The organism is Agilicoccus flavus (assembly GCF_014857905.1).
In the GTDB taxonomy this organism is placed as follows: Bacteria; Actinomycetota; Actinomycetes; order Actinomycetales; family Dermatophilaceae; genus Agilicoccus; species Agilicoccus flavus.
On the sequence record NZ_JACYXE010000002.1, the window covers coordinates 1 to 14,595 of the forward strand.

The 14,595-nt window shown below is 73.4% G+C and carries 10 protein-coding genes and 2 rRNA genes; 8 read left to right on the forward strand and 4 right to left on the reverse strand.

Features of this window, described 5'->3' with window-relative positions; translation table 11 throughout:
* The 3 genes from ICW24_RS03635 to ICW24_RS03645 all read left to right on the forward strand — a co-directional run.
* A 23S ribosomal RNA gene (locus tag ICW24_RS03635) occupies nt 1–167 on the forward strand; the annotation flags it as partial.
* A gap of 105 nt (nt 168–272) precedes the next feature.
* A 5S ribosomal RNA gene (gene rrf / locus ICW24_RS03640) occupies nt 273–389 on the forward strand.
* Between the two features lie 296 nt (nt 390–685).
* Entirely contained in the window at nt 686–3,241 is a 2,556-nt protein-coding gene (locus ICW24_RS03645) for a GH32 C-terminal domain-containing protein (protein WP_226344356.1), read from the forward strand.
* A gap of 64 nt (nt 3,242–3,305) precedes the next feature.
* Here the strand turns inward: ICW24_RS03645 and ICW24_RS03650 are convergent, their stop codons facing one another.
* Together ICW24_RS03650 and ICW24_RS03655 are read right to left on the reverse strand one after the other, a co-directional pair.
* Nucleotides 3,306–3,998, reverse strand: a complete 693-nt coding sequence (locus ICW24_RS03650) for a Maf family protein (protein ID WP_226344357.1) — start codon at nt 3,996–3,998, stop codon at nt 3,306–3,308.
* Nucleotides 3,999–4,105: 107 nt separating this feature from the next.
* Entirely contained in the window at nt 4,106–5,815 is a 1,710-nt protein-coding gene (locus tag ICW24_RS03655; protein ID WP_226344358.1) for a DUF885 domain-containing protein, read from the reverse strand.
* Nucleotides 5,816–6,238: 423 nt separating this feature from the next.
* On the opposite strand from ICW24_RS03655, the gene ICW24_RS03660 reads away from it, so the two are divergent.
* Entirely contained in the window at nt 6,239–7,993 is a 1,755-nt protein-coding gene (locus ICW24_RS03660) for a S8 family peptidase (protein ID WP_226344359.1), read from the forward strand.
* A gap of 164 nt (nt 7,994–8,157) precedes the next feature.
* Here ICW24_RS03660 and ICW24_RS03665 read toward each other — a convergent pair whose 3' ends face one another.
* Nucleotides 8,158–8,361, reverse strand: a complete 204-nt coding sequence (locus ICW24_RS03665; RefSeq protein WP_226344360.1) for an acyl-CoA carboxylase subunit epsilon — start codon at nt 8,359–8,361, stop codon at nt 8,158–8,160.
* 85 nt (nt 8,362–8,446) lie between these two features.
* The gene (locus ICW24_RS03670; RefSeq protein WP_226344361.1) at nt 8,447–10,060 is read right to left on the reverse strand and encodes an acyl-CoA carboxylase subunit beta; all 1,614 of its coding nucleotides are present in this window, start codon (nt 10,058–10,060) and stop codon (nt 8,447–8,449) included.
* Between the two features lie 22 nt (nt 10,061–10,082).
* Here ICW24_RS03670 and ICW24_RS03675 point away from each other — a divergent pair, with 22 nt between their 5' ends.
* From ICW24_RS03675 to ICW24_RS03690, 4 genes are all read left to right on the forward strand, one after another.
* Complete coding sequence (locus ICW24_RS03675) at nt 10,083–10,985, forward strand: biotin--[acetyl-CoA-carboxylase] ligase (protein ID WP_226344362.1); 903 nt, start codon at nt 10,083–10,085, stop codon at nt 10,983–10,985.
* Entirely contained in the window at nt 10,982–12,106 is a 1,125-nt protein-coding gene (locus ICW24_RS03680; protein WP_226344363.1) for an adenylate/guanylate cyclase domain-containing protein, read from the forward strand. Before ICW24_RS03675 ends, ICW24_RS03680 begins: the two co-directional genes overlap by 4 nt.
* Before the next feature lie 593 nt (nt 12,107–12,699).
* Complete coding sequence (locus ICW24_RS03685) at nt 12,700–13,614, forward strand: enoyl-CoA hydratase/isomerase family protein (protein ID WP_226344364.1); 915 nt, start codon at nt 12,700–12,702, stop codon at nt 13,612–13,614.
* 307 nt (nt 13,615–13,921) lie between these two features.
* Nucleotides 13,922–14,593 carry a response regulator transcription factor gene (locus tag ICW24_RS03690; RefSeq protein ID WP_226344365.1) on the forward strand — a complete coding sequence of 224 codons (672 nt, stop codon included), beginning with the start codon at nt 13,922–13,924 and terminating at the stop codon, nt 14,591–14,593.
* The last annotated feature ends 2 nt before the right edge of the window (nt 14,594–14,595 follow it).

A 14,595-nucleotide genomic window follows, 5' to 3' on the forward strand; every position in this document is an offset into this window, starting at 1 on the left:
GTGATAACCGCTGAAAGCATCTAAGCGGGAAGCACGCTTCGAGATGAGGTTTCCATGCCCCTTGTGGGTGAGAGGCTCCCAGCTAGACTACTGGGTTGATAGGCCAGATGTGGAAGCACAGTAATGTGTGGAGCTGACTGGTACTAATAAGCCGATGACTTGACACCATGAAGATGCTACGCGTCCACTGTGCGGTTCCCGGAACATGAACCCCTGCCTGTCCCCCCCCTTGGTGGGGGGTGGGTGGAGGGAGTGTCGTGTCCCGAGAGGGTTACGGCGGTCATAGCGTTGGGGAAACGCCCGGTCCCATTCCGAACCCGGAAGCTAAGCCCAACAGCGCCGATGGTACTGCACTGGTGACGGTGTGGGAGAGTAGGACGCCGCCGGACAATATTTGCATGGTGGGGGTCGCATCTTCGGGTGCGGCCCCTACTGTCATGTCCGGACCCTGTCGTGCCCGGAGCCAGACATGCCCGGAGCCCGTCATGCCCGCAGCCTGGCGTGTCCGGTCCCTGTCGCGGTCCCCCCTCGGTGGGTGAGGGCGTCCGCGGTGCGTGCCGGCGGGCGCCGGAGCATCGGATCGTCCCGGAGCAGGCGCGAATTGCGTTGTCTGCGCTAGGGTTTCGCGTCACCGGAGCTGACGCGGCTTGGATGCAGTGCCCCCTGCTCGCCACCAGGACCACCGATGCTCCAGAGGACCCCGCACGTCATCCGTCGTTCGCTCGCGCTCACGTCGTGCCTCCTGGCGACGACGATCGCGCCCGTGCCGGCCGCCTCGAGCGAGCCGAAGGCCCCGGGGACGCCGGCCCCGGCCCCGGCCCCGTACTCGGAGCCGTTCCGGCCGCAGTATCACTACTCGCCCGCGAAGAACTGGGTCAACGATCCGAACGGACTCGTCTACTACGAGGGCGAGTACCACCTCTTCTACCAGCACAACCCGCTCGGCAACGACTGGGGCAACATGTCCTGGGGCCACGCCGTGAGCCGTGACCTCGTCCACTGGACCGAGCTCCCGGTCGCCATCCCGTTCGATGCGACCGAGGGCGTCTTCTCCGGCAGCGTCGTCGTCGACACCGCGAACACCTCCGGATTCGGGCGCCCCGGCAAGCCGGCCATGGTGGCGGTGTACACGTCCGCCAAGGCGGGGAACCAGTCCCAGGCGCTCGCCTACAGCCTCGACAACGGTCGGACCTTCACGAAGTACGCCGAAAACCCGGTGCTCGACATCGGTTCGGGCGAATTCCGCGACCCCAAGGTGTTCTGGCACGCCGGCAAGCGCGCCTGGGTGATGGTCGTGGCCAAAGCGTTGGACCGTCAGGTGGCCATCTACTCCTCCCGCAATCTGAAGACCTGGACGCACGAGTCCGACTTCGGGCCGATGAACGCCACCGGGGGAGTCTGGGAGTGCCCCGACCTGTTCCCGCTGCCGACCCCACGGGGCGGCAAGGCCAAGTGGGTGATGATCGTCAACCTCAACCCGGGCGGCCCCCAAGGTGGCTCGGGCGCCCAGTACTTCGTCGGCGACTTCGACGGCACGACGTTCACCCCGGACGAGAAGCCGTACGTGGCGCCCCGTGGACGGAGCCTCGGATCGTTCGACACCGGAACGTTCGGGTCGTGGACGGCAACCGGCACGGCCTTCGGGACCGGCCCCGCGGCCGGGAACCTGCCCGGGCAGGCGGGAGTCCGCGGCTGGGTCGGGGCGGGCCACGTCAACAGCTTCCACGGAGGGGACGCGGCCACCGGGACGCTCACCTCACCCGCCTTCCGGATCGACGCGGACCACCTCAACTTCCTCGTGGGCGGCGGCGCCCACCCGAGGGTTCCGGGAGCGGTCACCGGCGGGCAGGCACCGGTCGGGCGCGTCATCGCCGACTTCGAGTCGACGACCTGGCCGCAGGGCTGGACCGCGACCGGCGGGCTGGCCTCGAAGGGCCCGGCGGCGGGCACGATCGGCACCCAGCAGCCCGTGTCCGGCTTCCAGGGCAGGCGTCTGGTCAACACCTTCCTCGCCGGCGACGAGACCACCGGAACGCTCACGTCCCCGGCCTTCACCGTGACGTCGCCGACCCTGTCGCTGCTGGTGGGGGGCGGCAACCGCCCGATGAGCGGAGAGAACCCCACCGCGGTCAACCTGCTCGTCGACGGCAAGGTCGTGCGCACGGCCACGGGCTCCGACAGCGAGGCGCTGAACTGGATCGACTGGGACCTCGCGAGCGTGCGCGGCAAACAGGCCCGGATCCAGATCGTGGATCGACACACGGGTGGGTGGGGGCACGTGCTCGTGGACCAGATCGTCGCCGCGGACGCCCCGGCGAAACCGGTCGCCACGGACACCTCCGTCGACCTCGTCGTGGGCGGGAGGGTCGTCCGCTCCACGACCGGCGCGAACGACGAGAACCTCGACTGGCGGAGCTGGGACGTGCGCGCCCTCAGGGGGAAGAACGCGCGGATCCGGATCGTGGATCGGAACACCGGCGGGTTCGGACACATCCTCGCCGACCAGTTCACTCTCTCTACGCGGGCCGCGACGACCTCGCTCCAGCGCGCCCACTGGCTGGACGAGGGCGCGGACCATTACGCGGCGGTCACCTGGAACGACGCACCGCGGCGCAAGCGCATCTCCATCGCCTGGATGAACAACTGGCTCTACGCGGGCACCACCCCGACGTCACCGTGGCGCAGCTCCTTCACCGTCCCGCGCGAGCTGTCTCTCGTCCGCCGCGGCGGGGCCTGGGCCCTGGCGTCCCGTCCGGTCGCGCAGTTCGACACGCTCGAGACGACGCCGCCGACCGACCTGCGCAACGTCGCAGTAAACGGGACACGGCCCACGAGGATCTCGGGTCGTCAGCTCGATCTGCGCGTCGCTCTCGACCTCTGGCGGGCCGACAAGGCCGGGGTGGACGTGCTGGTCGGGGCGGGTCATCGCACCCGCATCGGGGTGGACCGCAGCTCCGGGGAGCTCTTCATCGACCGGCGGGCGTCGGGTGCCACGGGATTCAGCGCCGCGTTCCCGGCCGTCCACCGGGCACCGCTGAAGGTGCGGAACGGACTCGTGCACCTGCGCGTGCTCGTCGACAGCAACAGCGTCGAGGTCTTCGCCGACGGCGGAGCCCTCGTCATGTCCGATCTCGTGTTCCCGGACGCGCGAGGACGCGGCGTCTCGCTGTGGTCCGAGGGCGGGCGTGCCGAGGTCCGGCACCTGTCGGCGCGCAGAGTCGACTCGACCTGGCGCCAATGACAGCTGACCAGCGGACGATGCGGGGCGACGCCGACCGACCTCGGCCCGCGTCGCCCCGGCCGGATCACCGCCCGCGGGGCCAGAGCGACGCCCACGGGACGTCGATCTCGAGGAGGAGCTGCCGCAGCAGGGGCAGGCTCACGCCGACGACGTTGTGCGGGTCGCCCTCGATGCGCTCGACGAACGGGCCGCCGAGCCCGTCGAGGGTGAAGGCGCCGGCCACGGCGAGCGGCTCACCGGTCGCGACGTAGGCGTCGATCTCGTCGTCGTCGAGGTCGGCGAAGTGGACGGTCGTCGTCGCGGTCTGTCCGAGGGTGCCGCCGGTGCCGTCCGCGCGCAGGTCGACGAGCCAGTGACCGGTGTGCAGATCCCCGGAGCCGCCGCGCATCGTCGCCCACCGATCCCGGGCCGTCGCCGCGTCGCCCGGCTTCCCGTACATCGCGCCGTCGATCTCGAGGACGGAGTCGCAGCCGAGGACGATGACGTCGTCGTCGTCCTCGGACGCCTCCACCGCGGCGGCGACGGCCTCGGCCTTCGCGCGCGCGAGGACGAGGGCGGCGTCGGCCGGCGCCAGCTCCCCGTACCGGGCACGGGCGTCGGCGAGGGCCACGTCCTCGTCCACCCCGCTCACGAGGACCCGTGGGGATACCCCCGCGGCGCGGAGCGTGGCCAGCCGGGCGGGGGAGGCCGAGGCGAGGAGCAGGGTCGCGTCGGAGCCCGCCGGCTCGGCCGGAGGCGTGGACGTGGGGTCGGTCATCGGAGAAGCCTCGTTCCAGGAGTGGGGTCGGTGCCGGGGACTGGGCGTCCGGGCGCCGGCGTCGCGGGGTCGACGACAGCCGGTGGGCTGCCGCCGACGGGACCCGGTCAGTCGTGCCGGGGGCGGCGGTCGGCGAGGACGGCGAACCGGAGCGTGTCGAGGCCCAGGTTGCCGAGCCCCAGTGCGCGGCGGTGGAACTCGCGGACGTCGAAGCCCGCGCCGTCGGCCGCCCGCGCCTCGTCGCGCAGCCGGAGCCAGCTCCGCTCGCCGATCTTGTAGGACGGGGCCTGGCCCGGCCACCCCAGGTAGCGGTCGAGCTCGAAGCGGGCCACCTCCTCGGCGAGGTTCGTGTGCGCCCGCAGGAACGCCCACGCCTTGTCGTAGGTCCAGGCGCCGCCGCCGACGGACGCCGGGGCCGGCAGCTCGCAGTGCACGCCGATGTCGATGACGACGCGGGCCGCGCGCAGCGACTGCGCGTCGAGCCACCCGAGGCGATCGCCGGGGTCGGCGAGGTACCCGAGCTCGGCCATGAGGCGCTCCGCGTAGAGCGCCCACCCCTCGCCGTGACCGGACGTCCACGCGAACTGGCGGCGCCACGTGTTGAGCGTGTCGCGGGCGTACACGCTCTGGCCGACCTGCAGGTGATGCCCGGGGACGCCCTCGTGGTAGACGGTGGTCCGCTCCTGCCACGTGGCGAAGCGGGTGACGCCCTCGGGGACGGACCACCACATGCGCCCGGGGCGGGAGAAGTCGTCGGCGGGGCCCGTGTAGTAGATGCCACCGGTCTGGGTGGGGGCGATGCGGCACTCCAGGGTGCGCAGCGGCTCCGGCACGTCGAAGTGCGTACCCGCGAGGTCGTCGATCGCGCGGTCGGAGGTCTCCTGCATCCAGGCGCGCAACGCCTCCGTGCCCTCCAGGGCGTAGCGAGGGTCGGCGTCGAGGGCGGCGACGGCGTCGGCGACGCTGCCGCCGGGAACCACGCGGTCGGCCACCTGGCGCATCTCCGCGACGATGCGCGCGAGCTCCTCCTGGCCCCAGGCGTACGTCTCGTCGAGGTCGACGGCGGTTCCGAGGAAGGTGCGGGAGGCGATCTCGTACCTCTCGCGGCCGCACGCGTCCGACTCCGGGGCGACCGGGAGCAGCTCGCCGCGGAGGACCTCGGCGAGATCGGCGTAGCCGCGCCTCGCCTCGCGCGCCCCGTCGGCCAGAGCACGCGCCGCGGCGCCGTCCACCGGGCCGTCGGCGGTGGCGGCCCGGCGGGTGAGCGCGTCGAAGAACCCACCCTCGGCCGCGCAGTCGTCGGCCTGGGCCGCCGCCGCCCGGACCTGCCGGACCGGGCTGACGATCCCGCGGGCGGCCGCCGCCCGCAGCGACTCCGCGTACTGCGACAGAGCCCGCGGCACGGCCCGCAACCGTTCCGCGACGACCTCCCAGTCCTCGGACGAGTCGGTCGGCATGAGGTCGACGATGTCGCGGCAGTGCTGCACCGGTGACTCGATGACGTTCAGGGAGGCGAGGTCGGCGCCGGCCTCGTAGCTCTCTTGGGCCACCCCGAGGCGTTCACGCATGGCGTGGACCGTCACCTCGTCCACCTCGTCGGCGGGGGCGAGCCCGTCGAGGTCGGCCAGGGTGGCCGTGCGCAGGCGCGCCAGGGCCTCGTGGCCGGCGGGGGAGAGGTCGTCGATCTCGTCGTGGCGCCCCGGCAGCCCGCAGGCGGTGGCCGACAGGGGGCTGAGGTCGAGGAGGCTGACCACGTACGCCTCGGCGAGACGGTCGACGGCGGTGGGTTCGCGGGGTGTCGTCGGCGTTGTCGTCACCCGCTCGACGCTACCCGAGACGGCCGGGCGCTCTCACGGGTCCCGCCGGGTCCGGCGCCGCCGTCGCGGCAGCTCACGGAATCCGCACGGAACCCCTGCGCCGCGTGCCGAGGGTGACCGACGACGACCGCACCGAGGTCACGCAGGCTGCCGGCGACCGCGCGTGGGCCGCCTCGCTCATCCTCATCCTCCGCGGGGCCCGCGGCCGGTGGACGCCCGCGCGGGCGACCGGTCCGCTCCGGTGCGCCCACGGGTGTGGCCCTGGCTCGAGCGCACGTGCGGGCGCGGGGCGCGGGGCCCGGTTCGTGCGGAAACGGACGACACCGTCGGTCCTCGGGAGTACCGTCGGGGCAGCCTCACCCGGCGGCGTCGCGGATTCTCTCGCGTCCTCGCCGGTCCCCTCACACGGCACTTGGAGCGCTCATGACCCCCTCCCAGCGACAGACGTGTCGCGCCGCCGGCGCCCTCCTCCTCGTCGGCTCGACCCTGTCCGCGGCCCCCGCCCAGGCGGCTCCCGCGGGCGCCGGCTCCGGCGCGAGCGCCTCGAGCGCGACCCAGCAGTACCTCGTCCTCGCCCGGGTCGGCGTCGCCGACGCGCAGGTGCGGGCGGCCGTGGCCGCCGCCGGCGGCACGGTCCGGTCGGTCAACGCGGCCGTCGGTGTCTACACGGTGGACTCCGCCGACGCCGGGTTCGCGGCCAGGGCCCGCGCCGCGGGCGCCGTCGACGGCGTGACGACCGATCGACGCATCGGCAGCGCGGTGCCGTCGCAGACCCCCGCGCAGGCTCGCGCCCTCGAAAAAGCGACCCGGGCTCGGGCGCTCGCCGCGTCCACGTCGGCGACGACGAAGCCCAAGCCGCGGCCCGGCGGCAGCGCGACCGAGCCGCTCGCGGGGTTGCAGTGGGACATGGCGATGATCGACGCCTGGCGCGCCCACCGCGTCGAGCAGGGCGACGGCGTCAAGGTCGGGATCATGGACACCGGCGTCGAGGCCGCGCACCCGGACATCCGGCCCAACTTCGACTACCGGCTCTCGAGGAACTTCACCACCGACAAGCCCGACATCGACGGCAAGTGCGAGGACGAGCCCGACAAGTCCTGCTCGGATCCGGCCACGGTCGACGAGAACGAGCACGGCACGCACGTCGCCGGCACGATCGCCGCGGCCCGCAACGGCGTCGGCATCGCGGGCGTCGCGCCCAAGGCCGACATCGTCAACCTGCGCGTCGGGCAGGACTCGGGGTACTTCTTCGTCGACGCGACCGTCAACGCCCTCACCTACGCGGCCGACCACGGCATCGACGTCGTCAACATGAGCTTCTTCATCGACCCGTGGATGTTCAACTGCGCCGCCAACCCCAAGGACAGCCCGGAGGCGCAGGCCCAGCAGGCCGCGACGATCAAGGCGACGAACCGCGCGCTCGACTACGCCCGCAAGCGCGGGGTGACCCTCGTGGCGGCGGCCGGCAACGAGCACCTCGATCTCGACCACGTCACCAAGGACGCGACGAGCCCGAACTACCCGGCCGACAAGGCGTACGAGCGCACCCTCGACAAGGGCTGCCTCAACCTGCCGGCGCAGGGCAACGGCGTCATCACCGTGTCGTCGGTGGGCCCGTCGGGCATCAAGGCCGATTACTCGAACTGGGGCGCGGAGTCCGTCGACGTCGCCGCCCCCGGCGGCTCCTACCGCGAGGGGTTCGGCACCCCGACCTACGCGAAGCCGACGAACATGGTCCTCGCGCCCATGCCGAAGGCCCTCGCCCTCGCCAACGCGAAGGTCGACAAGACGACGGGCGCGTCCAGCGACCCGTTCATCGTCTCGCAGTGCAAGAAGAAGGGGGACTGCGTGTACTACCAGTACCTGCAGGGCACCTCGATGGCCGCGCCGCACGCCGCGGGTGTGGCCGCGCTGATCGTCGGCCGGTACGGCAAGAAGGACCGCGCCCACGGTGGCCTGAAGCTCGACGCCCGCACGACGGAGCGGATCCTGCTGAAGACGGCGACCGACACCCCGTGCCCCGCCTCCCCGTACGCCTACCCGGGCCGCCCGGCGGAGTTCACGGCCACGTGCACCGGCTCGCCGCGCGAGAACACCTTCTACGGCGAGGGCACGGTCGACGCCCTCGCCGCCGTCACCGGCCACCGGAAGGCCGCGAAGGGGCACCACCGTCCCTGACCCGTCCTCTCGCTGACCCGTCGGTGCCCCACCTCCGCGCAGGTGGGGCACCGACGTGCGTCAGGCGCCGACCTCGCGCAGGCGGCCGGTAGAGGAGTCGACGACGACGACGCGGAGCGAGTCCGTGCGCGGTGCAATGCCGAGCGACGGTGCGACAGAGGCCGTCAGCGTCGGGGGTGCGCGGCGGCGTCCAGGGCCCGGCGGGGGTCGGCCCACCGTGACCGGGTGGGCTCGGGGGCGGGGTCGGTGCCGCCGGAAGCGAGCAGGACCGCGGTGAGCGCGGCCACCTCGGCCGCGTCGGGCGACCCGGCGACCACGCGGAACAGGGGCGCCTGGGGGCTCACGTCGGCGGGGTCGGCGTCGGGCATCGGGCGCTCCTTCGTCTCGGGCGATGGCGTCTCGTGGCGTCTCGTGGCGTGGCGTGGCGCGCGGCGCGCGGTCACCGCCGGCGGGTCACAGGGGGATGTTGCCGTGCTTCTTCGCGGGCAGGGTCTTGTGCTTCGTGCGCAGCGCCCGAAGTGCGTGGACGACGTGGCGGCGCGTCTCCGACGGCGGGATGACCGCGTCGATGTAGCCGCGCTCGGCGGCCACGTACGGGTTGGCCAGGGTCGTCTCGTACTCGTCGACGAAGGCGGCGCGGGCCGCCTCGACGTCCCCGCCCTCGTCGACGACCTTCTGGATCTGCCGCCGATAGAGGATGTTGACGGCGCCCTGGGCGCCCATGACCGCGATCTGCGCCGTCGGCCACGCGAGGTTGATGTCGGCACCGAGGTGCTTGGACCCCATGACGTCGTAGGCGCCGCCGTACGCCTTGCGGGTGATGACGGTGACGAGCGGCACGGTCGCCTCGGCGTAGGCGTACAACAGCTTGGCCCCGCGCCGGATGATGCCGTTCCACTCCTGGTCGGTGCCGGGCAGGAAGCCGGGCACGTCGACGAACGTGAGGACGGGGATCCCGAACGCGTCGCATGTGCGCACGAACCGGGCGGCCTTCTCGGAGGCGTCGATGTCGAGGGTGCCCGCGAGCTGGCTCGGCTGGTTCGCGACGACCCCGACGCTGCGCCCCTCGACGCGCCCGAACCCGCACAGGATGTTCGGCGCGAAGAGGGCGTGGACCTCGGTGAAGACCCCCTCGTCGAGGACCGCCTCGATGACGGTGCGCATGTCGTAGGGCGTGTGGGCGGAATCGGGGACGAACGCGTCGAGCGCCTCGTCCTGCGGCGTCGTGCCCTCGAACGGCTCGGCCTCGAACACGACGGGGTCGTCGAGGTTGTTCTGCGGCAGGTAGGAGAGCAGCTCCTGGACGTAGGCGATGGCGTCGTCCTCGTCGAAGGCCATGTAGTGCGCGACGCCGGACCGCGTGTTGTGGGTGCGCGCGCCGCCGAGCTCCTCGAAGTCGACGGTCTCGCCGGTCACGGTCTTGATGACGTCGGGCCCGGTGATGAACATGTGCGACGTCTGGTCCGCCATGACGACGAAGTCGGTGATGGCGGGGGAGTAGACCGCGCCGCCGGCGCACGGGCCCAGCACGAGGCTGATCTGCGGGACGACGCCGCTCGCGTGGACGTTGCGGCGGAAGATCTCGGCGTACAGGCCGAGGGCCGCGACGCCCTCCTGGATGCGCGCACCGCCGGAGTCGTTGATGCCGACGACGGGGCACCCGATCTTCATGGCCAGGTCCATGACCTTGACGATCTTCTCGCCGAACACCTCGCCGAGGGACCCGCCGAACACGGTGAAGTCCTGCGAGAAGACGCACACGGTGCGCCCGTCGACGGTGCCGTACCCGGTGACGACGCCGTCGCCGTACGGGCGGTTGCCCTCCTGGCCGAAGTTCGTCGAGCGGTGCCGCGCGAGCCCGTCGGTCTCGATGAAGCTGCCCTCGTCGAGGAGCGCCTGGATGCGCTCGCGGGCCGTCTTTTTGCCCTTGGCGTGCTGCTTCTCGACCGCGCGGGCCGAGCCGGCGTGCACGGCCTCGTCGTTGCGGCGGCGGAAGTCGGCGAGCCGTCCGGCCGTCGTGTGCAGGTCCACCTCGGGTGCCTCGCTGCGCCGAGCATCCTCACTCATGCCCTCACCCTAGCCTTGGGCCATGACCTCGATCGCTCGTCTCGGCGAGGAGCTCCGCGCCGCCGGGCGCCCGTGGCGCCACGTCGACGTCCTCGGGGAGGTGGACTCGACCAACGCCGTGAGCCTGCGCGACCCGCGCGCCTGGCGGGTCGTCGTCGCCGACACCCAGAGCGCCGGCCGCGGCCGGCGAGGACGCACGTGGGCCTCGCCCCCCGGGACGTCGCTCGCGATGTCGCTCACCCTGCCGATGCCGGCCGATCACCCGGCGCCCGGGTGGATCCCGCTGCTCGCCGGGCTCGGGGTCCGCGACGCGCTCGCCGGGCTGCTGCGGTCTTCGGGGCGGTTTGCGCTCAAGTGGCCGAACGACGTGCTCGCCGCCGACGTCGACGGGACGTGGCGCAAGGTGTGCGGCGTCCTCGCGCAGGCGGTGTCCGCGCCGACGGCCGGCGCGTGGGGCTCGTCCTCCTCGGCGGGCGGCGGTCTCGTCGTCGTGGGGGTGGGGATCAACGTCGGCGTCGAGGACCTTCCGGTCCCGACGGCGACGTCGCTGCACCGCCTGCCCCGCCCGGCGGGGATGCCGGCCCCCGACCGGGCGGCGGTGGCGCTCGCCGTCGCCGACGCCGTCGCGCCCTGGTACGCCCGATGGGCGGAGGGAGACGTGGCCCCGCTGCACGCCGCCTACCGGGCGGCGTGCGCGACGATCGGCCGCGACGTCGTCGTCCACCTGCCCGGCGGGGACGTGCGCGGGCGCGCGACCGGGGTCGGGGACGACGGCGCGCTCCTGCTCGACACCCCCTCGGGGAGGCGCGTCCTGTCGGCCGGTGACGTCGTGCACGTCCGGCCGGGCGAATCCGATTCTCCCCGTGAAGGATCGGAGCTCGGATCGCCGACCGGGGCGGGCGATTCGGGCATGATCGGACCATGACCGGGGGGGAACGGCACGCAGGCGACGCGACGCCGCCGCCCGGTCGTGGCGACGCTGCGGAACGGCTGCTCGGCGCCGGCCACGCCCTCAGCAGGCGCGAGGTGAGCGCGGGCGCGGGGGTGTCGCTGCTGCAGGCGCGCCGGTTCTGGCACGCGCTCGGCTTCCCGGCGATGGGCGACGACGAGCTGTCGTTCACCGACGCCGACCTCGCCGCGCTGGACCGGGTCGTCCACCTCTCCGGGGCGTTCGACGACGCGATGATGCTCGCGATGACCCGGGCGTTCGCGCGTACGGCCGAGCGGCTCGCGACCTGGCAGCTCTCCCTTGGGGTCGAGGCCGCGTTGGGCGGGGCCGACGACGAGACGGGGGCGCCGGTGGTGCCGGACCTCGCGGCCACGCTCGCGGCCGACGAGGAGGCGGAGGAGGGCCTGTTCGACCAGCGTCTCGGCCCGGAGGCCCGGGCGTCGGTCGCGGAGTTCCTCGTCGCCTCGGCCAACGACCTCGAGCCGCTGCTCGTTTACGCGTGGCGGCGCCACCTCGCGGCCGCGATCGGGTCGCTCGTCGCGGAGGGCATGCCCGACGACGCGACGTCGACGGAACGGTGCGTCGGGTTCGCCGACCTCGTCGACTTCACGAGCCTCGTCAGCCGGCTCTCGGAGCGGCAGCTCTCCCGGCTCGTGCAGCAGTTCGAGGCCCACGCGGCCGACATCGTCACGGCCCACGGCGGCCGCATCGTCAAGACCCTCGGCGACGAGGTCGTCTACACGTGCGAGCGGCCCGCGCCGGCAGCGGCCATCGGTCTGGACCTGTGCGAATCCCTCGCGCAGGACCCGGCGATGCCGTCGTTGCGGGTGGGGATGGCCCGCGGGCCGGTCCTGTGGCAGCTCGGCGACGTGTTCGGCACGACGGTCAACCGGGCGAGTCGCCTCACGCGCATCGCCCGCCCCGACACCGTCGTCGTCGACGCCGCGCTCGCGGCCGAGCTGGGCAACCTGTCGGGCTTCGAGACCCGCCCGCTCCCGCCGCGGGCCCTGCGCGGCCTCGGCGTCACCGCGTTCTCGGAGCTGCGGCGCACGCCCGTGGCGGCCCGACGCCGCCCGGTCGCCCGGCGCCGACCCTGACCCGGCGGCCCTGAACCGTAGAACTGAGGCGTGGCCCCGGACCCGCTGTCGCTGAGGCCGACGCGCCGTCACGGGCCGACGCTGTTGCCGACGCTGTCGCTGTCGTTGACGCGCCTGACCCGGCGGCCATGATCTGCCGAGCTGAGGCGCTCCCCTGAACCGCTGTCGCTGAGCCCGACGCGCCACCCCGGACCCGCTGACGCTGAGGCGCCACCCCGGACGCGCTGGAAGCTGTCGCTGAGGCGCTGCGCCGGGCCCCACGACGACGCCGACAGCGCTGAGGCGCTGCCCCTGACCTGGCGGCCCCGACGCGCCGCCGCGGCCCGCGCCCGGAGGGCGACTCGCGAGGGTGCCGCGGATCGAAGAACCGTACGGACGACACGGGCGCAGGTGCGGTGGGGGGCCCGACGCTGTGACCTGGTCGTTCGCGACGGGAGGTGGCGACAATGTCGTCCGAACGGGTCTTCGATCCGGGACACGCCCGTCTCGCGGCGGCCCGAGACCCCCGAGTGCGGGGGCGGGGGAGGTCCCCGCGTCGATACGCTGCCGAAGAACGCCCGGAGGACCCCGGGCCCCGAGCGCGAGGGAGCGCCATGAGCAGCGACGACCGCCGACAGACCACCGACGACACCTGCGACGCCGGGCCGGACACCCCGTCCGGATCGACCGGTCAGGGCGGTTCCGGGCGGGGGGCCGGCCCGAATGTCGAGGCGACCCGCCCGCTCGTGCGCCTCGAGCGGCACGGTGACGAGGGCCACGTGGCCGAGATCGTCCTCGATCGCCCGGAGGCGATGAACGCGGTCTCCAGCGACCTCGCGATCGCGCTCGCCCGCACGTGTGCGCAGGTCGCGGCGCTCGCGGAGGCGGGGGACGTGCGGGCGGTCGTCGTGAGCAGCACTCACCCGAAGGCGTTCTGCGTGGGGGCCGACCTCAAGGAGCGCAACGCGCTCTCCGACGCCGAGCTCGTGGCCCAGCGGCCGACCGCGCGCGCCGCGTACCGCAGCGTCCTCGACCTGCCGGTCCCGGCGGTCGCGGCCGTCGACGGGTACGCGCTCGGCGGCGGGTGCGAGATCGCCCTCTCGTGCGACCTCATCGTCGCGGCGCCGGGGGCGACGTTCGCGCTGCCCGAGGTGTCGGTGGGCGTCGTCCCCGGCGGGGGCGGGACCCAGCTCGTCACACGGCGCCTCGGGTGGGGCGGCGCCGCGTCGCTCGTCTTCACCGCCCGCCGCGTCGACGGGACGCAGGCGGTGCGGATGGGGCTCGCCGACGAGCTGGCGCCCGATGGGGCGCGCGCCCACGCCCTCGAGCTGGCCGCCGGTATCGCCCGGCACTCGCCGGTCGCGCTGCGCAACGCCAAGCGGGCGATGCGGCTCGGCGCGGACGTCGACCTCGCCGCCGGCCTCGAGATCGAGGACAACGCCTGGCGCGCCACCGCCTTCTCCGGCGACCGCGCCGAGGGCGTGGCCGCATTCGTCGAGAAGCGCTCCCCCCGCTGGCCGGGCCGCTGAGCCACCGAGTCGGCGCCCGGGACAGGTCGGGCGTCCCGGCCCGCGGGGCGGCACGGCCGGACGTCACGCACGGCCGAGCCGCTCAATACGGCCGGGCGGTGCGCACGGCGAGGCCCGGGTCGCGCGGGGTGGGGCCGGTCGGCGCGGCCTGGGTCACTCGGGGCGGGGCCGCGCGTGACCGCTCGGTCCGATCGGCGCGACCGCCCGCAGTTCCCGTCGGACCGTTCAGGGACGTCCGTCCCCGCTCTGACGCGCCGGGTCGACGATCCGCCGACCAAATCGGAACTCTGGACATAACATGTGCGCCATGACGAAGGTGCTACTGGCAGAAGACGATTCTGCGATCAGCGATCCCCTCTCGAGGGCCCTTCGTCGCGAGGGGTACGAGGTCGTGGTCTGCGCGGACGGCTTCGAGGCCTACCTCGTCGGGCGGGAGGGGCCCGACCTCGTCGTGCTCGACCTCGGCCTGCCGCGGATGGACGGCCTCGAAGTGTGCCGGCGCCTGCGCGCCGAGGGGCGCACCGCGCCCATCCTCATGCTGACCGCCCGGGCAGACGAGGTCGACACCGTCGTCGGCCTCGACGCCGGCGCCGACGACTACGTCACCAAGCCGTTCCGCCTCGCCGAGCTCCTCGCCCGGGTGCGCGCCCTGCTGCGCCGCAACGCCCCCGATCAGGACGCCGGGGTGCGTCTCGACGTGCAGGCCCGGCGCGTCTTCACCGGCGACGTCGAGGTCCAGCTCACCGCCAAGGAGTTCGATCTGCTGCGGGTGCTCGTGCGGGAACAGGGCAAGGTCGTCTCCCGCGAACAGCTCATGTCGGAGGTCTGGGGGACGGGCTGGTTCGGGTCGACGAAGACGCTCGACATGCACGTGTCGGTGCTGCGGCGCAAGCTCGGCGACGACGTGGCCCGCCCGACGTTCATCACGACGGTCCGCGGGGTCGGGTTCCGCTTCGAGCGCCCCACGACCGCCGCCTAGCC

Excerpts from the sequence above, each read along its gene's own strand:
- ICW24_RS03685 (WP_226344364.1), top strand. The coding sequence starts at position 12,700 with ATGAGCAGCGACGACCGCCGACAGACCACCGACGACACCTGCGACGCC.
- ICW24_RS03660 (WP_226344359.1), top strand. The coding sequence starts at position 6,239 with ATGACCCCCTCCCAGCGACAGACGTGTCGCGCCGCCGGCGCCCTCCTC.
- ICW24_RS03670 (WP_226344361.1), bottom strand. The coding sequence starts at position 10,060 with ATGAGTGAGGATGCTCGGCGCAGCGAGGCACCCGAGGTGGACCTGCAC.
- ICW24_RS03650 (WP_226344357.1), bottom strand. The coding sequence starts at position 3,998 with ATGACCGACCCCACGTCCACGCCTCCGGCCGAGCCGGCGGGCTCCGAC.
- ICW24_RS03645 (WP_226344356.1), top strand. The coding sequence starts at position 686 with ATGCTCCAGAGGACCCCGCACGTCATCCGTCGTTCGCTCGCGCTCACG.
- ICW24_RS03675 (WP_226344362.1), top strand. The coding sequence starts at position 10,083 with ATGACCTCGATCGCTCGTCTCGGCGAGGAGCTCCGCGCCGCCGGGCGC.
- ICW24_RS03680 (WP_226344363.1), top strand. The coding sequence starts at position 10,982 with ATGACCGGGGGGGAACGGCACGCAGGCGACGCGACGCCGCCGCCCGGT.
- ICW24_RS03665 (WP_226344360.1), bottom strand. The coding sequence starts at position 8,361 with ATGCCCGACGCCGACCCCGCCGACGTGAGCCCCCAGGCGCCCCTGTTC.
- ICW24_RS03690 (WP_226344365.1), top strand. The coding sequence starts at position 13,922 with ATGACGAAGGTGCTACTGGCAGAAGACGATTCTGCGATCAGCGATCCC.